Source organism: Achromobacter sp. GD03932 (assembly GCF_029839485.1).
GTDB classification, from domain to species: Bacteria; Pseudomonadota; Gammaproteobacteria; order Burkholderiales; family Burkholderiaceae_B; genus Achromobacter; species Achromobacter bronchisepticus_A.
Window position 1 is genome coordinate 1 of record NZ_JAOCAT010000054.1, and the last position, 20,925, is coordinate 20,925.

The following is a 20,925-nucleotide window of genomic DNA, read 5'->3' on the forward strand; positions in this document are numbered from 1 at the left end:
CCCGCCGGCTCCGCCCAGGCGGCCGACATCTACCGCTACAAGGATCCCTACGGCGTGTGGCGTTCCATGAAGGTGCCCACGGGCTACGCCAAGTATTACAAGCGGGCGCAGGCCAGGACGGCCTGGCGCGGCAGCGGCATGAAGGTCTGCCTGGAATGCGAGCCCAAGTCCGGCGATGGCGCACGCCTGGTGACGCTGGCCTCCGCGTCGCGCGCGCAGCGCTGGGGAGACCTGAAGGTACCGCAGGCGCATGACGGGCTGATTGCCCGGGCAGCCCGGGAGTCGGGCGTGGATCAGGCCTTGCTGACTGCCGTGATCGCGATCGAATCGGGCTTTCGCAGCGACGCCCGCTCCCCCAAGGGGGCGCTGGGCTTGATGCAGCTGATGCCCGCCACCGCGGCGCCGTTGTTGTCGGTGACGGACGTGGAGACGGCGCTGGTGGATCCGGCGACCAATGTGAACGCGGGGTCGCGCCATCTGCGCCGGCTGATCGACCAGTATCCCGGCCGCCTGGATCTGGCGCTGGCGGCCTATAACGCGGGGGAAGGAGCGGTGCGCAAATACGACGCCGTGCCGCCCTATGCGGAAACCCAGGCGTACGTGCGGGATGTGACCGCCTTGTACGAGCACTACAAGGCGCCTTGAAGGGGAGCGGCCGCAGGCCGGCTCCCCGGCGTCGTTACATGGACGCGAAGACCTTTTCGGCGATGTCCAGGGTGGACTTGATCACCGCATCATCGTGCGTGGCCGAGACGAAGCCCGCTTCGAAGGCGGACGGCGCGAAATGCACGCCGTGGTCCAGCATGGCGTGGAAAAAGCGATTGAACGCCGCGGTGTCGCAGGCCGAGACTTCAGCGAACGAGGTCGGGACCTTATCGCTGAAGTAGATGCCGAACATGCCGCCCACCGAGTCGGCCGAAAAGGCCAGGCCGGCGGCTCGGGCGCGTTCCTGCAGGCCCTGGGCCAGCTTGGCGGTCTGGGCTGCGAGCTTGTCGTAGAAGCCCGGAGCGGCGATCAGGCGCATCGTGGCCAGGCCCGCGGCCACGGCCACCGGGTTGCCCGACAGCGTGCCGGCCTGGTAGACGCCGCCCAGCGGGGCGATGTTCTTCATGATCTCGGCGCTGCCGCCGAAGGCGCCCACCGGCATGCCGCCGCCGATCACCTTGGCCAGCGTGGTGATGTCGGGCTTGACGCCGGTAAGCCCCTGCACGCCTTGCGGGCCGACGCGGAAGCCGGTCATGACTTCGTCGAAGATCAGCAGCGCGCCGTGCTGCGTGCAGACTTCGCGCAGGCCTTCCAGGAAGCCCGGGGCCGGCTTGATCAGGTTCATGTTGCCGGCGACCGGCTCGACGATGATGCAGGCGATGTCGGCGCCATGCTGGGCGAAAGCCTCGCGCACGGCGTCCAGGTTGTTGTATTCCAGGGTCAGCGTGTGCGAGACGAATTCCGGCGGCACGCCAGCCGAGCTGGGGTTGCCGAAGGTCAGCAGGCCGGAGCCGGCCTTGACCAGCAGGCTGTCCGAATGGCCGTGGTAGCAGCCTTCGAATTTCACGATCTTGGCGCGGCCGGTGGCGCCGCGGGCCAGGCGGATGGCCGTCATGGTCGCTTCCGTGCCCGAGCTGACCAGGCGCACCTGCTCCAGCGAAGGCAGGCGCGAGATCAGCACTTCGGCCAGCTCGATTTCCGCTTCGGTGGGGGCGCCGAAGGACAGGCCGTTGACTGCGGCTTCCTGCACCGCGCGCACTACTTCAGGATGCGAGTGGCCGAGGATGGCGGGGCCCCAGGAACCGACGTAGTCGATGTACTGCTTGTCTTCCGCGTCCCACACATACGGGCCTTGCGCGCGCTTGATGAAGCGCGGCGTGCCGCCCACGGAGCGGAAGGCGCGCACGGGCGAGTTGACGCCGCCGGGGATGCTGCGGCAGGCGCGTTCGAAAAGCTGAGCGTTACTGGACATGGCGTTCAAGGCTTGCGGTTGGGGTTGTCGGAGTAAGGCGCGGAGCATGCGGCCGCGGCGGCGCGGATGCTGGGCGCCTCGAATAGCGCGGTGATGACGGCGATGGAGTCGGCCCCGGCCTGCGCCACCAGCGGCGCGTTGTCGGGCGTGATGCCGCCGATGGCGACGACCGCGGGCCGGGGCGCATCGCAGTTGTCCGTCAGGCGGCGCGCTTCGGTCAGGACCGAAAGCGGCGCGCGCACGGTATCGGGTTTGACGGTGGAGGCAAACATGGCGCCGAAGGCGATGTAGTCGGCGCCCGCGGCCAGCAGTTCCCGCGCGCGGCCCAGGTCGTCGTAGCTGGAGCCGCCCAGGATCAGGTCGGGGCCGGCCTCGGCGCGGATGCGCGCCAGGCTTTCGTCCTCGCGGCCGACGTGCGCGCCGTCGGCACCCACTTCCAGCGCCAGGCGCCAGTCGTCATTGATCAGGAAGACCACGCCCAGTTCGCGGCACAGCGGCGCCAGCGCGCGGGCCTGGGCGGCGCGCACGGCGTCGGGCACGTTCTTGCGGCGCAGCTGCAGCGAGCGCATGCCGCCCGCGGCGGCCTGGCGCACCGCCAGCAGCAGGCGCTCGGTATCGTCCCATTCGGGGGTGACGCCATAGAGGCCAGTGGGGAAGCGCAGCGCTTTCATTGGGAGGGAATCCGGTTGGGAATGCGCCGGCCCATGCCCGGCAGGAAGCTGGCGGCGACTGCGGCGTCGGCGTGCGCCAGTCCCTGGCGCACGGCTTCCGGCATTTCCAGGCCGCGAGCCAGCATGGCCGCAATGGCAGCGGCGGCCACGCCGCCGGCGTCGCCGTTGCGGTCCGGGGGCGCATGCCATGGCAGGATGGAGGTCTGGCCGTTGGGTCCCAGCAGCATGTTGGCGTAGTGGCCGGGCCGCTGCGGGCTGCCCAGGACCAGGACCCATTCCGCGCCCGCCGCCAGCAGGGCGTGCATGGGCGTCGGTGCGTCCCCGATATCAATGTCACCGTCGGCGTGCCACTGCGCCAGGCGCAGGTGCTCGATGATCAGCAGGTCCGTCTGCGGCAGCACCAGCTCCAGGGTGGCGGCCAGCAGGTCGTCGGCATCGTCCTCGTCGGCGGCGTCGGCCGGCGGCTGGGCGCGCTGGCCCAGATGCAGGACCAGCGGCACCTGGCTGTAATCGGCGGCGATCTGCGCCGCGACGCTGGCGGTTTCGGCGGTGTATAGTCCGCCCACCTTGATGGCCTGCACGGACATGTCTTCGAGCAGGCAGCGCGCCTGGTCGTCCAGCAGGTCAGGCGTGACGGGATGGATTTCTTCGATGCCGGCGGTATCCCGCACGGTCAGCGCGGTCACGGCCGCCAGACCATGGCAACCCAGGCTGGCGCAAGTGACGGCGTCTGCCGGCAAGCCGTCGGAGCCCGAGGGATCGAGCGGACCGAAGACCAAAACGAGAGGGGGAGTAACGGGGGCCACTTGGACAGCGTTAGAGTGGAGGGGCGCCCGGACTCATTTGCGGTGAATCAGGGGAACCCCTATTGGGTTTCGGTAAGATTGTCCCCATTCTAATGGAAGCCCCTTACCTTTGCCCTGATGCCGGGCAAGGGCCTGGATTGATGTAAGAGAGAACTATGCGTACTTGGATGTGTTTGATTTGCGGCTGGGTCTATGACGAAGAGGCCGGCCTGCCCGACGAAGGCATTGCGCCCGGCACCCGCTGGGAAGACGTGCCCCCAAACTGGGTCTGTCCTGAATGCGGCGCCCGCAAAGAGGACTTCGAATTGATGGAAATCTGAGGCCACAGCGCCGACATATTCCGCCAAGGCTCGTAAGATGGGGCTACGCCCCATCCTTCGCAACCGTGGGCCGGACCTGCCGCCAGGCATGATGATTGCTGGGTACGCGCGGCCTCCCCACGGTTCTTTCAGATTACCCATGTAGGGGTTGCCATGACGGAAAAACATCACGAAGACGCCGCGACGCAGGCAGCCAATTTCGCCAACCAATTCCTGATCGCCATGCCCGGCATGGTTGAAGGCAGCCTGGCGGGTTCGGTCATCTATGTCTGCGAACATACCGAACGTGGCGCGCTGGGCCTGGTCATCAACCGGCCCACCGACCTGACGCTGGGCACCCTGTTCGAGCGCATCGACCTGACGCTCGAAATCGGTCCCGTGAAGGACACCCTGGTCTTCTTTGGCGGTCCGGTGCAGACCGACCGCGGTTTCGTGCTGCATGCGCCGGCCGGCGACTACAGCTCCAGCATCAAGCTGGGCGACATGGCGCTGACCACCTCGCGCGACGTGCTGCAGGCCGTGGCCGACGGCAAGGGGCCGGCCCGCATGCTGGTCACGCTGGGCTACGCCGGCTGGGGCGCGGGCCAACTCGAAAGCGAGATGGCGCAGAACGCCTGGCTCAGCGTGGGCGCCGACGACAGCATCATTTTCGACGTGCCCCCCGAGGAACGCTATCCGGCCGCGCTGAAGCTGCTGGGCATCGATCCGGTGATGCTGGCGGGCGATGCCGGACATGCCTGAAGAGACCCTGCTTGCCTTCGATTTTGGCGAGAAGAAGATCGGCATCGCCATCGGCAATACGCTGACGCGCCAGGCGCGTCCGCTGGAAATCATCTTCAGCGAAGTCCGCGAGGCGCGCTTCGGCCGCATCGCGGCGCTGCTGCAGGAGTGGCAGCCCCACCGCGTCGTGGTGGGGCTGGCGCTGGACGCCGACGGCGGCGAACAGCCCGCCACCGCGCGCTGCCGCCGCTTCGCCAACCAACTGCACGGCCGCTTCGGCCTGGCCGTCGAACTGGTCGACGAACGCGGCTCCAGCATGGAGGCGCAGCGCCTGCTCGGCACCCATGCCGCCGACGACGCGATGGCGGCTGCCGTTATCCTGCAACGATACCTGGACACTCTGCCTGCGTCCTGAGGCGCGCGGTCCGGACTGCCTATGCTCAATCCGCAACTCGATCGCCGCGGCGAACTGATACACCTGTTGACCACCGAAGGGCTGCCCCGCCGGCATGTCGAACGGCTGCTGGACGCGGCGCGCGCCTGGGCGGCGCGCGGCGATGCCGCGGGGGCGGCGCCGGCCTGCCCATCGCCCGCGATGCCGGTATTCCTGTGCCTGCCCGACGAGTCCGCGCAGGACCGCGACGCCTACACCGCCGCTGCGCAGCGCTTGTCGCTGTCTGCGGTGGCCCTGGATCCGCAGGCCGGCGACGCGCTGGCCGCAACCGTCGCGCGCTTGGCCCCGGGCCTGCTGGTGCTGCGCCATGGCGCCAGCGGCGCGGCGCATTGCGCGGCCGCGCACGCGGCGCCAGGCCTGCGCATCCTTAACGCGGGCGACGGTAGCCACGCCGATCCCTTGCCCGCGCTGGCGCTGGTGCAAGCCATGCTCGACGCGCGGCAGGACCTGACCAATCTGGCCGTGACGCTGGTGGGCGACATCCGCCACTCGCGCGTGGCGCGTTCCGTCATCCATGCCATGACCACGCTGGGCGTGCCCGAAGTCCGCGCCGCCGCGCCGCGCACCCTGTTGCCTGACGGACTGCCGCAGCTCGGCGTGCGCGCCTGCGCCACGCTGCGCGAAGGCTTGCAGGATGCGGACGTGGTCATCGCGCTGCCCTTGCATGTGGAAGGGATCAGCGGCGCGCAACTGCCTTCCGCCCGCGAATACGCGCAGGCCTACGGCCTGACGCCGGAGGCCCTGGCCGCGGCCCGCACCGATGCTCTGTTGCTGCCGGCGGGCGCGCTGACGCCCGGCATCGAGGTCGACGGCGATGTGTCGGCCAGCCTGGCGCCCATCGAGGCGCGGCTGGCGGATATCGAACAGCATTTGCGCCTGGCCGCCATGGAATTGCTGACCGGAGACGCATCGTGAGGCTGCATATCGGCAATGGCCGGCTGATCGATCCCGCCAATGCGGTGGACGGACGGCACGATCTCTACATCGCCGACGGCCACGTCGTCGCCGTGGGCCGCGCGCCCGACGGTTTTCAAGCGGATCGCTCCCTGGACGCAAGCGGGCTGGCGGTGCTGCCGGGCCTGATCGATCTGTCCGCGCGCGTTACGCAACCGGGCGCGGCGGCCTTCGCCGCCGCCGAACTGCGCGCGGCGCTTGCTGGCGGCGTCACCCGGCTGGTGCTGCCGCCGGATCCCGGCGCGCCGCTGGACGAGCCCGGCAAGGCCGAGGCCCTGATGCGCCACGCCGAGGCCGGGCAATGCCGGGTCCATCCGTTGGGCGCGATGACGGTGGGACTGGCCGGCGAAACGCTGGCCGAGATGGGCCTGCTGGCGCAGGCCGGCTGCCTGGCCTATACGCAGGGCGAGCAGGGCATCGCCGATACGCGCGTGCTGTGGGGCGCGATGCGCTATGCCGGCGGCATGGGCCTGGCGCTGTGGCTGCGTCCGCAGGATCCGTGGCTCGCGCGCGGCGCCGTGGCTGCAAGCGGCGCCTACGCCGAGCGCCTGGGCCTCGAAGGGCTGCCGCCGCAGGCGGAAACCGTGGCGCTGCACACCATTTTCGAATTGCAGCGCGTCACCGGCGCGCGCGTGCACCTGACGCGGCTGTCCTCGGCCGCCGGACTGGAACTGCTGCGCGCCGCCCGGCGCGAGGGCTTGCCGGTCACGGCCGATGTGTCCGTCCACAACCTGCACCTGACCGACGTCGACATCGGCTTCTTCAACACGGACTTCCGCCTGAACCCGCCGCTGCGCGGCCAGCGCGACCGCGACGCGATCCTGGCCGCATTGGCCGACGGCACGGTCGATGCGCTGTGCTCCGATCACAATCCGATCGACGACGCCGCCAAAGCCGTGCCGTTCCCCTTGGCCGAGCCCGGCGCTACCGGGCTGGAGCTGCTGCTGTCCCTGGCCCTGAAGTGGGCGCGCGATCACCGCCGGCCCCTGGCCGAAGCGCTGGCGCGCGTCACTTGCGGCCCCGCCGCGGTGCTGGCCAGCGTTGCGCCACTGGCCGCAGCCGCGGGCCATCTGGGCGTGGGAGCGCCAGCAGACCTGTGCCTGGCCGACCTGGAAGCCGAATGGCTGGTGATGCCCGGCGCGCTGCAAAGCCGCAGCGGCCATACCCCGTTCGCGGGTATGATGCTGCCCGGCCGCGTCCGCGCCACCGTGGTAGGTGGCAGCCTGGCCTGGGAGACTCCGGTTTGAAGCTGCTGCGCTTTGTTCTTAGGCTGTTCCTCGTGGTGCCCTGGATTCTCTTCGGCCTCTTGTGCGTGGGCCTGGTGTATCCCCTGATCGGCCCCAAAGCACGGGCCTGGCTGAATCGCCGCTGGTCGCGCTGCCTGATGGCCTTCTGTGGTCTGCGGGTCGTCCTCAAGGGCGAGCCGCGCCTGACCGGTCCGGTGCTGCTGGTGGCCAATCACGTGTCCTGGATCGACATCTTCGTGTTGAATTCGGCGCGCGCCACCTCCTTCGTCGCCAAGAGCGAAATCCGCAGCTGGCCGATCATCGGTTGGCTGGTGGCCGGCGCCGGCACGCTCTTCATCGAACGCGGCCAGCGGCATGCGGTGCACGCCATGGGTGAATCCATGCATGCCCGCTTCAAGCAGGGCGATGCGGTGGGATTGTTTCCCGAAGGCACGACCAGCGAGGGCTTCGAGCTATTGCCCTTCCATGCCAGCCTGTTCGAACCGGCACGTTCGGCCGCCGTCGAGATCCAACCGGTGGCCTTGCGCTTCCTGCAGCACGGCAAGCGCAGCGGCTATGCGGCGTTCGTGGGAGAGGAGTCCTTGGTCGCGAATCTCTGGCGGGTGCTGGGCGTGACGGGTTTGGCCGTCGAAGTGGTGTTCCTGCCGCCGTTGGCGGCGCGGCACCCGGACGGGAGCCTGCCTACGCGGCTGGAGCTTTCGCATCAGGCCCGGGATGCGATTTTGAGTGTGCTGTAGCTAAGGCTAGAGCGCTTCGTAGGTTGGCGGCTCGCGCCCACGATTGCGGTCCGGAGCGTTCGCTCCGGACTGCCCCGTCGTCATCTTCGTCCAGGCCTTCGGCCTTCCCTTCAGATTCCCTCGGGCGCATCGAGGTTGCGAGCCGCCACGCCGCCCGCGCCGACGGACTACGTGCGTCTTGGCTTGTTGCGCCGCTAGAGCAGTGGTTGGGGGCGTGTCTTGCGGGGCCCGCCCCAGGCCGGCCGCGCGGGCGGCCTTTTGGGGCTTACGCGGTGTCTTGCGTCGCGTGATGACGCTGCGCGCAGGTGGTTGGTGAATTGTGGTGCGTAGGGCGCCGAAGTGCGTCGGTAGGCCAACAATCGTCATTTCAACCCCAGTGCCGGATGGGTGGCGCGCGTGACGGTCGGCATGCGCAAGCGGTTCGCCATCGCGCGCCACCCATCACCGCCCATCCCCCATGAGCTGGCGACCATTAGTCAACGGCTCACCGCATTCGCGCAAGCGAACACAATTGAAATTCAAGGAATCACGTATGTCATTCTCGGCCGCCCGCGCGGCCGAGAATGACGGGCAGCTCAGGATTCGTCCCCGACCACGGCTCCAGCGGTGCACCAAACCAAGATTCAAGTAGCCCGTCGGTGCGGGCGCCTGAGTGGCGGGCAACCTCGATGCGCCCGAGGGAATCTGAAGGGAAGGCCGCAGGCCTGGACGAAGATGACGAAGGGGAAGTCCGGAGCGAAGGCTCCGGACCGCAATCGTGGGCGCCCGCCACTCAGGCGTCCGCGCCGACGGGCGGCCTACGAAGCATCCCGTGTGACTGGGAACGGCCTACGAAGCATCCAGTGCGACTGAGAACCGCCTACGGAAGCATCCAGTGCGACCGAGAAAGCCTCAAACCTACTCAGACAACGGATCCTGAAACTGCGAACACTTGACCTGCACCAGCCTCCGATCCTGCAACCGCAAAGCCGTCAGCGACCCGCCCCAAACGCACCCCGTATCCAGGCAGATCACGTCCGGCCGTTGCAATAGCCCCAGCGTCGACCAATGGCCGAACACCGTCGTGACATTCCGCGTGGCGCGGTTGGGCACGTCGAACCAGGGCACCAGGCCGGTAGGCCAGGCGCCCGGCGTCACCTTGGTGGCGAATTCCATGTGACCGTTGGGCGTGCACAGGCGGATGCGCGTCAGCGCGTTGATGATGACCCGCATGCGCTTGCCGCCCTTGTGGTCTTCTTTCCACGTGGCAGGCTCGTTGCCATACATCTTTTGCAGCGCCTTCTGCCAGTTCGGTCCGCGCAGGGCGTCCTGGACTTCGCCAGCCAGCGCCAGCGTCTTGGCCACGTCCCATTTGGCCAGCGTGCCGGCGTGGACCAGCAGGTGGTTCTGTTCGAAGTGGGCCAGCGGGCGAAAGCGCAGCCAATTGATCAGGTCGGCCGCGTCCGGCGCGCGCAGGATGCCCTCGAGCGTGTCCGATTTGGACGGCTTGCGCACCCCCGCGGCCGTGGCCAGCAGGTGCAGGTCATGGTTGCCCAGCACCGAGGTCGCGCGGTCGCCCAGGTCGATGATGCGGCGCAGGGTTTCCAGCGACTCGGGGCCGCGGTTGACCAGATCTCCGGCGAACCAGAAGCGCGACTGGGGGTCGCCGACCAGTTCGGGATGGGACAGCAAGCGATCCAGCGGCGAGCAGCAGCCCTGCACGTCGCCGATCATCCAGATACTGCCGTTCATGCGGGACTTTTGCTCCAAGGCCAACGTTGTTGCACGATCCGCGTGATGGTGTGGCGGTACTCCATGTAGCTCATGGCGCCCAACGCCACGATCATGGCGCCGATGTTCGGACCCAGGGCGGTCAGCCAGGCTGGCCATTTGCCCAGCATGCCCACGTTCAGGGCCAGCTGGTTCAGCATGAAGAAGCCCACGCCGAGCAGGATGCCGATGAAGACCTTGGCGCCTACGCCGCCGCGGCGCGTTTGCATCAGGCCGATCGGAGCGGCAATGGTGATCATGACCAGCAGGGTGAACGGATACGCCAGTTTGCGCCACAAGGCGACGACCTGTCGACCATATTGCAGCTGGTTGTTGCGCAAATAATCCACATAGTCCAGCAGCGTGGCGATGGACATGCGTTCAGGCGTCAGCACGCGGGCCAGCAGGCGTTCGGCGCTGAGGGTGGTGTCGATATTGCGCTCGGGGACCTTGACCACGGTGGCGGGCGGGTGCTTGGGCGGACGCGCGTTGGCCAGCGCGTCTGCGGCTTCGTCGTCCAGCCGGGTTTCGGTGACGTCCTTGAGCAGCAGATCGCCGCGGGTGAACAGGCCGGTCGGCGCGGTGGACAGGGCGGACAGCGTCAGGTCTTTCTTGAACTCGTAGAGGGTGACGGAGCTGACCTGGCCGTCGCCCTTGAGTTCGCCGATGTTGATGATGCGGGTGCCGCCGTCGGCGGTGGGTTCCTTGAACCAGTAGCCGCTCTTGAGGCGGTCGCCGCCGGCCTTGCCGCGGAACAGCAGGTTGGCCTCGCCGGATTTGATTTCGGCCCAGGGCGTGACGTACTCGGACAGCAGGGCCGCGCCTATCATCAGCGGAATCGTGACGATCCAGAGCATGCGCAGCAGCTTCATGCCGCTGACGCCGGACACCCGCAGGATGACCAGTTCGTTGCGCTGGGCCAGGCCCGCCAGCGCCAGAATGGCGCCGATCAGCAGGCCGATGGGAAGCAGGTCGTAGAGACGGGTCGGGATCGCCAGCGCCTGCATGTACAGCAGGGCCATCATGGAGAACTTGTCGCCGACGTTGTCCAGATCGTCCACCAGCGCGAAGAACGTGAAAAGGCCCAGCAGGGCCATAAGGACCACTGCGCAAGAGCGATAGATCTCGCGGGCCAGGTAGCGACGTGCGGTACGCATGAAGAAATGGAGGAACGCCTAAACCCGAAAGCTTAACAAATCCCGCCGCCGAGGGTGGGGGCCGGAGCGCCGGATCCGTGTCAGGGAATGTCGACCATCTGCATTCGCCGCGTCAGGACGCCGACCCGGGAGTTCAGGTACCGGGTATTGCGGTGGGCGTCATAGAAGCGCGGGTTGGGCAGCATGGCCGCCAGCCGGGCCGACTGGCTGGCCCCGAGGTTGGCGGCGGAAGTATTGAAATAGTGCTTGGCGGCAGCCTGGGCGCCGAATACGCCTTCGCCCCATTCGGCCACGTTCAGATACAGCTCCAGGATCCGCTCCTTGCTCATGACGTGTTCGATCATGTAGGTCAGGACGAGTTCCTGGCCCTTGCGGATATAGCTGCGGGAACTGGACAGAAACAGGTTCTTGGCCAGCTGCTGGGTGATGGTGGAGCCGCCGCGCATCTTGCTGCGGCCGGCTTCCTGCTGCTTCTGGTTGTATTCCCAGGCCTTGCGGATGGCGTCCCACTCTACGCCGTCGTGCTCGGTGAAGTTGGAGTCCTCGGATGCCACCACCGCGCGTTTGAGGTTGCGGTTGATCTTGTCGTAGGGCACCCATTCGTACTTCAGCTCGAAATCGGGGTTGCCGTCGCTCAGGCGGGAGCGTTCCTCGCGCATGATCGCGCTGCTGCCCGGGGGGCGATAGTTGTACCAAACCACCTGGGCGAACAGCCAGAACTGGTAGAGCAGCACCAGGCACACCAGCGCCATCAGCGCGCCACTGATGATCCGGAACCAGGAGCGGCCCTTGCGCGTCGCCATGCGGTCTATTGCCCGGCCTTGAGGGCCTCGCGCAGCGCGGCCAGCACCGGGGCAGGGTCGGGACGCACGCCATGCCAGATGTAGAAGCTTTCGGCCGCCTGGCCCACCAGCATGCCCAGGCCGTCGGCCGTGAGGGCGGCGCCGTCGGCTTGGGCCTGCTGCATGAAGGCGGTGGGCTGGGCGCCGTACATCATGTCGTAGGCGGCGGCGCCGGGCGCGTAGAGGCCCGGGGGCAGGTCCGGGGCGGCGTTCTGCAGGCCGCTGGCGGTGGCGTTGATGACCAGGTTCCAGCCGCCAGCCAGGGCGGCGTCCGCCAGGCTGCCGCCCGTGACAGCCGTCTGCGGCGACACGCCGCTCTCGTGCCAGGAGGCAGCCAGTTCTTCCGCCTTGGATGCGGTGCGGTTGACGATGTGGATGCGGGCGCAGCCGGCCTCGGCCAGCGGCTGCAGCACGCCGCGCGCTGCGCCGCCCGCGCCGACCAGCAGCACGGACGCCCCGGTGAGGCGCACGCCCAGGCGCAGCAGGTCCGACACCAGGCCCACGCCGTCGGTATTGCAGCCATGCCAGGCGCCGTCGCGCCAGGACAGGGTGTTGACCGCGCCGGCCAGGCGGGCGCGGCTGGACAGGCGGCCGGCGGCCAGGGTGTAGGCGTCCAGCTTGAAGGGCACCGTTACGTTCAGGCCCAGCCCGCCCTCGGCGACGAAGGCGGCGACCGCCTCGGCAAAGCCGTCCACCGGGGCCAGCAGGCGCTCGTAGCGCAGCGGCTTGCCGGTCTGCTCGGCAAACATGGCGTGGATCTGGGGTGAGCGGCTGTGCGCGATGGGGTTGCCGATGACGGCGTATCTGGCGAGAGGGGGCGCCTCGGTCATGGGGCTTGTGTTTCCAGGGTGTCGTTGACGAAATGCCAGGTGCGGGTGATGACCAGCACGTCCGTGTCGCGCGCGATATCGGGCGGGAACGGCGGGAAGGGAGCGGCCAGCTGGACGATGCGGCGGGCCGCCTGGTTCAGCACGGCATGCGGCGAGGGCTGGTCGATCTCGACATTGGCGATGCTGCCGTCGGCGCGCACCGACACCGTGATGCGCAGGGATCCGTAGATGCGGCCGCGGGCCTCGTCCGGGTAATGCTGGGTGCCGACCGTTTCGATGCGGGTGCGCCAGGCGTCCAGGTAGGCGGCGTAGCGCGAGGCCTCGGCGGAAGGCGCCACGAATTGCTTGCGCGGTTCGGCGCTGTATTGCTGGACCCGCGCCGCCAGCGCGGCCACCTGGGCGCTCTGGATGACGCTGGCCTGGTCCTCGGCGTCGCGGCCGAGGTCGGCGCCGTCGGGCCAGGGGTTGACGGCCTGGCGCTCGGCGCCTGCCTTGTCGGCGGCGCGCAGCTGGGTCATCAGGCGGGTCTGTTCGGCTTCCAATTGCACCTGGCGGCGCCGCATGGCCTCCAGCACGATGGTTTCGGCCGATTCGCCGGTGCGGGGCAGCGGGGTGGTGGACATGCCGCGCTCGGCGTTGCCGCCGCCAGTCATCTGGTTCTGGGCCTGCGCGCGCGGCGTTTCCGGCGGCGTTTCGCTGCGGGCATTGAGCAGCACGACTTCCAGGCTGGTGACTGGCGGGCGCGAGAGCGCGGGCGCGCCGAAGCGCCACGCCAGGGCGCCGGCGTGCACCAACAGCGATATCGCGATGCCGATGCGCAGGTAATGCTGGGCGGGTGCGCCCAGCCACCGCAGGTAACGGCTCAGCGAGGAGGGGGAATCAGCGAGGCGTTGCACCTGCGCATTGTAGAGCGAGTCCAGGTCCGCCGGGCGCCCGTGGCGGTTCACACGGAAAGCCTAGGCCTGACGTGCGTAAGCCCTGGCCCCGGGTCTGCAATAGCCCCCGGGGCGGAATCCGGACGGCGCTTCAGGCGGCCGCGCGGGGGAAGACCCAGACCTTGCTGGCCGGCAGCGACAGCCGGCAGGGGCCGGGCTCGCGGCCTTCGGGGCCATAGGCGCGCAGGGCCAGGGTATGGGCCGGGTCGGCGTCGGGGGTGCGGAACAGGTACTCCCAGCGGTCGCCCAGATACATGCTGGTCAGCAGCGGCATGTCCACGTGGTTGCCGTCGGGGTCGTCCGCCAGCCGCACTTGCTCCACCCGGATGACGGCGGTGCCGTCCTGGCCCTGGGCCACCCCCGGGCTGGCCTTGCCCCACAGCGACCAGCCGCGCCCTTCGATGCGGGCCTGGCCGTCGCGAACCTCGGTGACCTTGCCGTCCAGCCGGTTGTTGCTGCCCATGAATTCGGCGGTGAACAGGGTGGACGGGGAACCGTACATCTCCTGCGGCGTGCCCTGTTGTTCGATCTTGCCGTTGTTCAGCAGCAGGATGCGGTCCGAAATCGCCATGGCTTCGCTCTGGTCATGCGTCACCATCAAGGCCGACAGGCCCAGCCGGATGATCAGCTCGCGCAGGAAGGCGCGGGCCTCCTCGCGCAGCTTGGCGTCCAGGTTGGACAGCGGTTCGTCCAGCAGGATGACCGGCGGGCTGTACACCAGCGCCCGGCCGATGGCCACGCGCTGCTGCTGGCCGCCGGACAGGGCGTGTGGATGGCGCTGGCCCAGCTTGCCCAGGCCCAGCTGGTCCAGCACGGCCTGCACGCGTTCGCGCACCTCGGTGCCGGGCACCTTGCGCAGCTTGAGCGGGTAGGCCACGTTCTCGAACACGGTCTTATGCGGCCACAGCGCGTAGGACTGGAACACCAAGCCCAGGTTGCGCTCCTCGGCCGGGATCTCCTTCTTCGCCGCGCCGTCGTAGACGACGCGTTCGCCGATGGTGATGCGGCCGCGCTTGGGACCTTCCAGGCCGGCCACGGCGCGCAGCAGCGTGGTCTTGCCGCTGCCCGAGGGGCCCAGCAGCGACACCACTTCGCCTTGGCGCAGCTGCATCGACACGCCCTTGAGCACCGGGTTGTCGCCGTAATCCAGGTGCAGGTCTTCTACAGAAAGCTCAATCATGAAGTTTGACTCCGAATCGCAGGGCGACGCCCAGGCCGATCACGACCAGAACGATATTGATGAAGGAAAGCGCGGCCACGATGTCGATGGCGCCCGAGGCCCACAGCGACACCAGCATGGAGCCGATGGTTTCGGTGCCGGGCGACAGCAGATAGACGCCGGTGGAGTACTCGCGCTCGAAGATCAGGAACATCAGCAGCCAGGAACCGATCAGGCCGTACTTGGCCAGCGGCACCGTGACGTGGCGGGTGACTTGGCCGCGGCGCGCGCCGGCGCTGCGGGCGGCTTCTTCCAGTTCCGGACCCACTTGCAGCAAGGTCGAGGAAATCAGCCGCAGGCCATAGGCCATCCACACCACCGTGTAGGCCAGCCACACGCTGAAGATGGTGCTGCGCATGGCGCGCAGCCATTCGATGAAGTTCTCGCGCAGCCATTCCGCGAAGGGCAGGGCCGACAGCCAGCCGCCTTCGTCCAGGGCGTTGTCCAGCCACATCGGCACGAACAGAAACACCCACAGGAACGCCAGGCCGGCCAGGAGGCCCGGCACCGCGCGCGGCACCAGCACGCTGTAGTCCATGAAGCGGGTGACGTTGTCCGGCTTGCGGTGCATGGCCAGGCCCACGAACATGTAGCAGAACACGGCCAGCGCGCCGCCGAACACGCCGATGGCCACCGAGTTGACGATGGCGCGCATCAGGTTGGGCTGCGAGAACACGGTGCGGAACGCGTCCAGCGACAGCACGTCCAGCAGCGACACGCCCATGCCCCAGTTGGACACGAACGCACGCAGCAGCACGCCCAACAGCGGCACCACGATGGTCACCAGCAGCCAGAACGCCACCACTGCGCCGGCCACCCAGCGCCACTTGCCCAGCGGCAGGGCGCGGGCGCGCGAGGCCTTGCCCTTGACCGTGACGAAGCGGTTGGCGGTGCGCATCAGGCGGCGCTGCAGCATCACCAGCGGAATCGTCATGCAGATCAGCACCACGGCCACGGCGGCCATCAGGTGATAGGACGGGATGCCCAGCTTGTTGGTGAGCTTGTACAGATACGTCGCCAGCACCAGGTTGCCTTCCGGATCGCCCAGCACCAGCACCAGGCCGAATACTTCCAGGCCCAGGAAGAACAGCAGCACGGTGGCGTACAGCATGGCCGGGCGCACCATGGGCAGGCTGACCGACACCATCACGCGCAGCGGCGAGGCGCCGGACACGCGCGCGGCTTCCTCGACGTCGGAACCCATGCTGCGCAGCGCCGACGAGATGTACAGGTAGGCGTGCGGCACGTGGGTCAGGCCGGCGATGATGACGATGCTGGTCAGCGAATAGACGTTCCAGGGCACGAAGCCCAGGATGTTTTGCGCCCAGGTCGAGAAAAAGCCCACCGGACCCGCCGCCACCACGTAGCCGAAGCCCAGCACCATGGGCGACACGAACACCGGCACCAGGATCAGCGGCTCGATCCAGCGGCGGCCGGGCAGGTCCGTGCGTATCATCAGGAAGGCCAGCATGCCGCCCAGCGGGATGGCGATGACGGCCAGGCCGAAGGCCAGGATGAAGCCGCTTTTCAGGGCTTTGTAGAAATCGGGATCCGCAAAGATGAAGCGGAACGCGTCCAGGCTGAAGACCTTGGACGGCGAGAAAAAGGGCGCGGACAGAAAGCTCTGGATGATGATGAACGACAGCGGCACATAGATGGCCAAAGCCGTGATCAGCACCACCACGCCGCGGGGCAGGGACTGCCATTTCGAGCGCAATGACTGCATGGGGAATCCTGTGTTCTTGAATGGCGCGGAGGTCGCGCGGCCGGGTCGGGGGCGACCGCCCCGGCGGCGGTCAGGCGGACGGCGGCGCGCCGCCGTCCTCTGCGCGCGAGGCGGCCCGGAACCGTGGCTCCGGGCTGCGCGGCATTACTTGCCTGCCGCGGCGCGCCAGTCCTTGATGAACTGCAGGCGCTTGTTCTGCTCCAGGTAGTCCAGCAGCGTTTCGTTGACCGGGATCGGCTTGAGCGAGGCGCCCAGCTTCTTGGTCATGCCGTCGACGTCGTTGTCGCCTTCGATGTCGTCGCGCACGGAGGCCAGGTCGGCCTGGTTCGCCAGGATGGTCTGGCCCTTCTGCGACAGCAGGTAGTCCATCCACAGCTTGGCGGCATTGCGGTTCTTGGCCTTCTTGCTGATGAAGGCCACGCGCGACAGAACCAGCGCGTAGTCGGTCGGGTAGGCCACGCCCAGCGACGGGTCGCTCTTGGCGCGCGTTTCGGCGTAGGAACCCAGGATGTTGTAGCCGATCAGGTTTTCGCCGGAGGACACGCGTTCCATCATGGTGCCGGTGGACGATTGCACGATCAGGCCGCCTGCGGCGATGCCCTTGAGCGTCTCGAAGTACTTGGGGTCGTTGACCTTGTCCTGCACCGCCAGCATGAAGCCCACGGCCGACTTCTCGATGTCGTAGGTGGTGACCTTGTTCTTGAACTTGTCCGGCTGGCTGGCGATCAGCTTGGCCAGGGCGCCGTGCGTGGTGGGCACCTCGGCGGCGGGGATCAGGCGCTTGTTGTAGATGAACACGGCCGGTTCATAGGTGGTGCCGTAGGCCGAATCCTTCCACACCGCCCAGGCCGGCAGCTTGCCGACTTCCGGCGACTTGTATTGCAGGGCGTAGTCGCTGGCCAGCTTCAGGGCCGAGTCCATCGACGAGCTCCAGACGACGTCGCCGCTGGTGCCGCCAGCCGCCTGCTCGCTGATGTAGCGGTTGTAGAGCTCGGTGCTGTTCATGTCGTTGTATTCGACCTTGATGCCCGGGTACAGCGCTTCGAAGCCCTTGATGACGGGGCCGGCGGCCTTGGTGTCGGTGGTCGAATAGATGACGACCTTGCCTTCCTTCTTGGCGCCGTCCAGGATCTTCTGGTAGTCGGCCGGATAGCCGGCCGGCACTTGCTGCGCAAAGGCGCTGCCGGCGGCAAGGGCGAATGCAGCGGCGCAGGCGGCCGCCAGTTGGGACTTGGCAAGCATGGGTGTGTCTCCGATGAGTCTTGTGGTTGGAGCGGGATCCGTGTCCAGCTTGCGGGCATCTTAGGAGCCGGCGTCTGTCGTCGTCCTGTCATGGCGGCGGGACGCGACTAGGGGAAATCCCTGGGCGGGGTGGGCGCGGCGCGCCCAAAAACGTTACGGCCGCGCGGGCGTGTCCGTCACCAGCCGGATCCAGTTCTGCACGAAGCGCGAATGGCGGCGCTGGTCCAGGCCGACCAGCAGGGCCGGGCTCAGCACCACTGGCTGCACGATGCCCTGGGAGCGCGCCAGCACCGCTTCGGAGGTCCAGCGCCCGGGGGTGTCCTCCATGATGGAACCCAGCGCGGCATGGCTGGACGCCACCTGCTGGCCGGCCGGAGACAGCAGCCAGTCCACCAGCGCGCGACCCAGTTCCGGGCTGGGCGCGGTGCGCGCGATCAGCACCGAGCGCGCCAGCACCAGCACGTAGTCCTGCGGAAAGACCACGCCGATGGGCGCGCCCGCCGCCTGTCGCGACAGCGCGTAGGAGCCGAGGATGTTGTAGCCGATGTCGATCTGGTCGCTCTCGATGGCGTCCAGGATCTCGGCGCTGGTGGCCGACAGGCGCACGCCAGCCTGGCCCATGGCGTTGGCCAGCCCCCAGAAGTTCGACGACACCAGCTCGTCCTGTTCGGCCAGCAGATAGCCCACGCTGCTGGTCGCGATGTCATAGGTGCCGATGCGGCCGCGCAGCTTCGCGGCGTCGCGTTCCAGCAGGCGCAGCAGGTCCTGGCGCGAGCGCGGCACGGTGGCTTCGGTATAGCGCTTGGGGTTGTAGACGATGACGGCCGGCTCGAAGGTGAAACCGTAGACCTCGTGGCGCCAGATGGCCCAGGAGGGCAGCTTGGCGGCATAGGGCGAGGAATAGCTCATCGCATAGCCGTCGTTGGCCAGCCGGATCTGCAGGTCCGAGGCCGAACTCATCAGCACGTCCACATCCTTCAACTGCCCGGCGATGGCGGCTTCGTAGAGTTCGCGGCTGCCCATCTCGCGGTACACCACGGTGACGTCCGGCCGTTGCGACTGGAAGCCCTGGATCAGCGGCGCGACCACCGGCGTATCCGTGGGGCCGGCGATGGTCAGGACGCGGGACGTGGGCTGCGGCGCGGGGTAGCGGGTGACGATTGCCGCGATGTCGGCGGCGCGTACCTCGGCGGGGGCCGAGGCCAGCAGCAGGCCTGCCATGCACAACGCGCCCAGGCAGGCGGCTGCCGCGCGTCCCGGCGCGGAACGCGCCAGCGGCAGGATCACGCGCGCCGTCAGGCCGCCGCCCGGACGGTCTTGCAGCCAGAGCGAACCGCCGTGGGCGGCAGCCACCGAGCGCACGATGGACAGCCCCAGCCCCGACCCAGGCTGTGTTTCGCCGGCGCGGCCGCGGGTGAAACGCTGCTGCACGGCGTCCTTTTCGTCGTCGGCCACGCCCGGCCCGCGGTCCGACACGGTGAGCGCAACGCGAAAGCCCGCCACGGGCGTGGCCTGGATGTCCACGGGGCCGTCGGGCGCATAGCGCAGGGCGTTGTCCACCAGGTTGCGCAGCATCTCGCGCAAGGCGACGCGGTCGCCGGCGATGCGGGCGCGGCGGACCTCGGGCGCGATCTCGATGCGCAGCCGCTGCGTTTCCAGCGGACCGATGCGGCGGCGCGTTTCGTTGACGGTCTCGGCTACGCCCACCAGCGTGCGCGATCCCTTGCCCAGGCGGTGCGTGATGGTGGCGTCCATCAGCAGCTGGTTGATCAACTGGCTGGCATGGGTGGCGTTCAGATGGATGCGTTCGAGGCGCGCGTGCAGCCTTTGCTGATCGGTTTCCTCCAGGGCGACTTCGGCTTGAGCGCGCAGCGAGGCCAGCGGCGTACGGACCTGGTGGGCGGCGTCCGCCACCAGGGTGTTGAGCGTACCCATGACGCCGGACAGGCGCTGCATGAAGGCGTTCAGCGCTTCGACCAGCCGCCGCACTTCGCGCGGCACGGGCGTCACCAGCGGCGCCAGGTCGTCGGGTGCGCGGCTGCGCAACTCGCGCTCCACCACCGCCAGCGGCGCGAAGGCCCGCTGCACGCCGAACCACAGCAGGCCCAGCGCCACCAGGGACACCACCACCAGCGGCAGCGCGGTACGTCCCAGGATCTCGTCGGCCAGCGCTTCGCGCGACCCCAGCGTCTCGGCCACGCGCACCGTGACCCAGCCGGCATGTTGGCTGGCGGACACCAGCCGGCCCACGGTGGCGACGCGGACAGGTTCGTCGTGATAGCGCAGATAGGCGAACACCGGCGTGGCCGACTGCGCCAGGGGCATGCCGGGCGCCAGGTCGTCATAGCCGGTGATGAGGCGGCCGTTCGAGGTGCGGGCTTCGTAGAACACCCGCTCGCCGCCGGACAGCATGGCCAGCGAGGACACCGGCGGTTCGACGGTGACGTTGTTGTCTTCGATCTGCACCGAGCCGGCAATGGTCAGCGCCGAGGCCGCCAGCAGCCGGTCGAAAGCCTGTTCCGCCGCGCGCTGCGCGTAGCCGCGCAGGAAGAACACCAGCCCGATCAGCGCGCAGGCCAGCAGCAGCACCCCCAGCGCCAAGACGCGGCGGCGGATGGAAAAGTTCTCAGGGTTCTTCATGGCTGCGGGCCTGATAGCCGACGCCGCGCACGGTGACGATATCGATCGAGGCGCCCGTCAGCTTCTTGCGCAGCCGCGATATCAGCAGCTCCAGCGCATTGAGGGTGCCGTCGTCCAGGTCGAAGAGCTGGTTCATCAGCCGTTCCTTGGCGACGGTCTGGCCCAGCTTGCCTAGCAGGATCTCCAGCAGCCGGAATTCACGCCGCCCCAGCTCCAGCGGCGCGCCGGCCACGCTGACATTGCGGTTGGCAAGGTCCAGGCTGAGGTTGCCGTAGACGGTGACGCTGCTGGTCTGGCCAGCGGGGCGGCGCATCAGCGCCCGCAGCCGGGCTTCAAGTTCGCGCAGATCGAAGGGCTTGACCAGATAGTCGTCGGCGCCCAGGTCCAGCATGTCGATCTTGTCTTCGATTTCGGCGCGCGCGGTCATGACCAGCACGGGGGCTTCCAGCCCGGCGGCGCGCAGTTCGCGGATGACGGTGAAACCATCTTTGCCGGGCAGATTGATGTCCAGCACCAGGGCATCCCAGGTCTCGTCCAGGCCCCAACGCAGCGCCGCCACGCCGTCGCGCACCCATTGCACGCTATGGCCGGCAAAACGCAGCTTGCTTTCCACGGCATCGCCGAGATCGAGATTGTCCTCGACCAGCAAAATGCGCATGTGTTGCCTCCGTGTCTTTTGTTGCTTTCGGGGGGAGTTTATAGGGCTGTGGAGGTTCTGT

At 68.2% G+C, this 20,925-nt stretch carries 20 protein-coding genes; 7 read left to right on the forward strand and 13 right to left on the reverse strand.

The window, feature by feature from the left end; translation table 11 throughout:
• Window positions 1–645, forward strand: a 645-nt coding sequence (locus tag N5C88_RS30495; protein WP_280016853.1) for a lytic transglycosylase domain-containing protein, incomplete at its 5' end; no start/stop codon positions are given.
• A gap of 34 nt (window positions 646–679) precedes the next feature.
• Here N5C88_RS30495 and hemL read toward each other — a convergent pair.
• Genes hemL through N5C88_RS30510 form a run of 3 tightly spaced genes read right to left on the reverse strand, consistent with a single transcriptional unit; the run spans window position 680 to window position 3,434 of the window.
• The gene (gene hemL / locus N5C88_RS30500) at window positions 680–1,957 is read right to left on the reverse strand and encodes a glutamate-1-semialdehyde 2,1-aminomutase (protein WP_059377579.1); all 1,278 of its coding nucleotides are present in this window, start codon (window positions 1,955–1,957) and stop codon (window positions 680–682) included.
• A 5-nt stretch (window positions 1,958–1,962) separates the two neighbouring features.
• Window positions 1,963–2,628, reverse strand: a complete 666-nt coding sequence (gene thiE / locus N5C88_RS30505; protein WP_118933642.1) for a thiamine phosphate synthase — start codon at window positions 2,626–2,628, stop codon at window positions 1,963–1,965.
• The gene (locus N5C88_RS30510) at window positions 2,625–3,434 is read right to left on the reverse strand and encodes a bifunctional hydroxymethylpyrimidine kinase/phosphomethylpyrimidine kinase (RefSeq protein ID WP_118933643.1); all 810 of its coding nucleotides are present in this window, start codon (window positions 3,432–3,434) and stop codon (window positions 2,625–2,627) included. Before N5C88_RS30510 ends, thiE begins: the two co-directional genes overlap by 4 nt.
• Before the next feature lie 155 nt (window positions 3,435–3,589).
• On the opposite strand from N5C88_RS30510, the gene N5C88_RS30515 reads away from it, so the two are divergent.
• The 6 genes from N5C88_RS30515 (at window position 3,590) to N5C88_RS30540 (ending at window position 7,866) form a co-directional block, all read left to right on the forward strand.
• Window positions 3,590–3,754, forward strand: coding sequence for a rubredoxin (locus N5C88_RS30515; RefSeq protein ID WP_003814980.1), 165 nt, complete (start codon window positions 3,590–3,592; stop codon window positions 3,752–3,754).
• A 153-nt stretch (window positions 3,755–3,907) separates the two neighbouring features.
• Window positions 3,908–4,495: a YqgE/AlgH family protein gene (locus N5C88_RS30520; protein WP_088138214.1), complete on the forward strand. Its 588-nt coding sequence runs from the start codon at window positions 3,908–3,910 to the stop codon at window positions 4,493–4,495.
• Window positions 4,488–4,889: a Holliday junction resolvase RuvX gene (ruvX, locus tag N5C88_RS30525; protein WP_059377673.1), complete on the forward strand. Its 402-nt coding sequence runs from the start codon at window positions 4,488–4,490 to the stop codon at window positions 4,887–4,889. Before N5C88_RS30520 ends, ruvX begins: the two co-directional genes overlap by 8 nt.
• Window positions 4,890–4,910: 21 nt before the next feature.
• Entirely contained in the window at window positions 4,911–5,843 is a 933-nt protein-coding gene (locus N5C88_RS30530) for an aspartate carbamoyltransferase (RefSeq protein WP_187774076.1), read from the forward strand.
• A complete protein-coding gene (locus N5C88_RS30535) occupies window positions 5,840–7,129 on the forward strand; it encodes a dihydroorotase (protein WP_280016854.1) in 1,290 nt (429 codons plus the stop codon). The genes N5C88_RS30530 and N5C88_RS30535 overlap by 4 nt, the downstream gene beginning before the upstream one ends.
• Window positions 7,126–7,866 carry a lysophospholipid acyltransferase family protein gene (locus tag N5C88_RS30540; protein ID WP_059377587.1) on the forward strand — a complete coding sequence of 247 codons (741 nt, stop codon included), beginning with the start codon at window positions 7,126–7,128 and terminating at the stop codon, window positions 7,864–7,866. Before N5C88_RS30535 ends, N5C88_RS30540 begins: the two co-directional genes overlap by 4 nt.
• Window positions 7,867–8,763: 897 nt before the next feature.
• Here N5C88_RS30540 and N5C88_RS30545 read toward each other — a convergent pair.
• From N5C88_RS30545 to N5C88_RS30590, 10 genes are all read right to left on the reverse strand, one after another.
• Entirely contained in the window at window positions 8,764–9,597 is an 834-nt protein-coding gene (locus N5C88_RS30545; protein ID WP_059374024.1) for a symmetrical bis(5'-nucleosyl)-tetraphosphatase, read from the reverse strand.
• A complete protein-coding gene (gene lptG / locus N5C88_RS30550; RefSeq protein WP_059374023.1) occupies window positions 9,594–10,772 on the reverse strand; it encodes an LPS export ABC transporter permease LptG in 1,179 nt (392 codons plus the stop codon). The genes N5C88_RS30545 and lptG overlap by 4 nt, the downstream gene beginning before the upstream one ends.
• Window positions 10,773–10,852: 80 nt before the next feature.
• On the reverse strand, window positions 10,853–11,575 hold the full coding sequence (mtgA, locus tag N5C88_RS30555; RefSeq protein WP_054458994.1) for a monofunctional biosynthetic peptidoglycan transglycosylase: 723 nt from the start codon (window positions 11,573–11,575) through the stop codon (window positions 10,853–10,855).
• A 5-nt stretch (window positions 11,576–11,580) separates the two neighbouring features.
• On the reverse strand, window positions 11,581–12,444 hold the full coding sequence (gene aroE, locus N5C88_RS30560; RefSeq protein WP_059374022.1) for a shikimate dehydrogenase: 864 nt from the start codon (window positions 12,442–12,444) through the stop codon (window positions 11,581–11,583).
• Window positions 12,441–13,340, reverse strand: coding sequence for a TonB family protein (locus N5C88_RS30565; RefSeq protein WP_280016856.1), 900 nt, complete (start codon window positions 13,338–13,340; stop codon window positions 12,441–12,443). Before N5C88_RS30565 ends, aroE begins: the two co-directional genes overlap by 4 nt.
• Before the next feature lie 130 nt (window positions 13,341–13,470).
• Entirely contained in the window at window positions 13,471–14,559 is a 1,089-nt protein-coding gene (locus N5C88_RS30570; RefSeq protein ID WP_280016855.1) for an ABC transporter ATP-binding protein, read from the reverse strand.
• Entirely contained in the window at window positions 14,552–16,324 is a 1,773-nt protein-coding gene (locus tag N5C88_RS30575; RefSeq protein ID WP_118935096.1) for an iron ABC transporter permease, read from the reverse strand. The genes N5C88_RS30570 and N5C88_RS30575 overlap by 8 nt, the downstream gene beginning before the upstream one ends.
• Window positions 16,325–16,468: 144 nt before the next feature.
• A complete protein-coding gene (locus N5C88_RS30580; RefSeq protein WP_059374019.1) occupies window positions 16,469–17,566 on the reverse strand; it encodes an ABC transporter substrate-binding protein in 1,098 nt (365 codons plus the stop codon).
• Window positions 17,567–17,719: 153 nt separating this feature from the next.
• Window positions 17,720–20,206: an extracellular solute-binding protein gene (locus N5C88_RS30585; RefSeq protein ID WP_059374018.1), complete on the reverse strand. Its 2,487-nt coding sequence runs from the start codon at window positions 20,204–20,206 to the stop codon at window positions 17,720–17,722.
• Window positions 20,193–20,864 (reverse strand): response regulator transcription factor, encoded by a 672-nt coding sequence (locus N5C88_RS30590; RefSeq protein ID WP_059374017.1) that lies wholly within the window; start codon window positions 20,862–20,864, stop codon window positions 20,193–20,195. Before N5C88_RS30590 ends, N5C88_RS30585 begins: the two co-directional genes overlap by 14 nt.
• Window positions 20,865–20,925: the final 61 nt, after the last annotated feature.

Excerpts from the sequence above, each read along its gene's own strand:
- N5C88_RS30590 (WP_059374017.1), bottom strand. The coding sequence starts at position 20,864 with ATGCGCATTTTGCTGGTCGAGGACAATCTCGATCTCGGCGATGCCGTG.
- N5C88_RS30585 (WP_059374018.1), bottom strand. The coding sequence starts at position 20,206 with ATGAAGAACCCTGAGAACTTTTCCATCCGCCGCCGCGTCTTGGCGCTG.
- N5C88_RS30515 (WP_003814980.1), top strand. The coding sequence starts at position 3,590 with ATGCGTACTTGGATGTGTTTGATTTGCGGCTGGGTCTATGACGAAGAG.
- N5C88_RS30530 (WP_187774076.1), top strand. The coding sequence starts at position 4,911 with ATGCTCAATCCGCAACTCGATCGCCGCGGCGAACTGATACACCTGTTG.
- mtgA (WP_054458994.1), bottom strand. The coding sequence starts at position 11,575 with ATGGCGACGCGCAAGGGCCGCTCCTGGTTCCGGATCATCAGTGGCGCG.
- thiE (WP_118933642.1), bottom strand. The coding sequence starts at position 2,628 with ATGAAAGCGCTGCGCTTCCCCACTGGCCTCTATGGCGTCACCCCCGAA.
- ruvX (WP_059377673.1), top strand. The coding sequence starts at position 4,488 with ATGCCTGAAGAGACCCTGCTTGCCTTCGATTTTGGCGAGAAGAAGATC.
- N5C88_RS30520 (WP_088138214.1), top strand. The coding sequence starts at position 3,908 with ATGACGGAAAAACATCACGAAGACGCCGCGACGCAGGCAGCCAATTTC.
- N5C88_RS30545 (WP_059374024.1), bottom strand. The coding sequence starts at position 9,597 with ATGAACGGCAGTATCTGGATGATCGGCGACGTGCAGGGCTGCTGCTCG.
- N5C88_RS30570 (WP_280016855.1), bottom strand. The coding sequence starts at position 14,559 with ATGATTGAGCTTTCTGTAGAAGACCTGCACCTGGATTACGGCGACAAC.
- lptG (WP_059374023.1), bottom strand. The coding sequence starts at position 10,772 with ATGCGTACCGCACGTCGCTACCTGGCCCGCGAGATCTATCGCTCTTGC.
- N5C88_RS30575 (WP_118935096.1), bottom strand. The coding sequence starts at position 16,324 with ATGCAGTCATTGCGCTCGAAATGGCAGTCCCTGCCCCGCGGCGTGGTG.
- aroE (WP_059374022.1), bottom strand. The coding sequence starts at position 12,444 with ATGACCGAGGCGCCCCCTCTCGCCAGATACGCCGTCATCGGCAACCCC.
- N5C88_RS30580 (WP_059374019.1), bottom strand. The coding sequence starts at position 17,566 with ATGCTTGCCAAGTCCCAACTGGCGGCCGCCTGCGCCGCTGCATTCGCC.
- hemL (WP_059377579.1), bottom strand. The coding sequence starts at position 1,957 with ATGTCCAGTAACGCTCAGCTTTTCGAACGCGCCTGCCGCAGCATCCCC.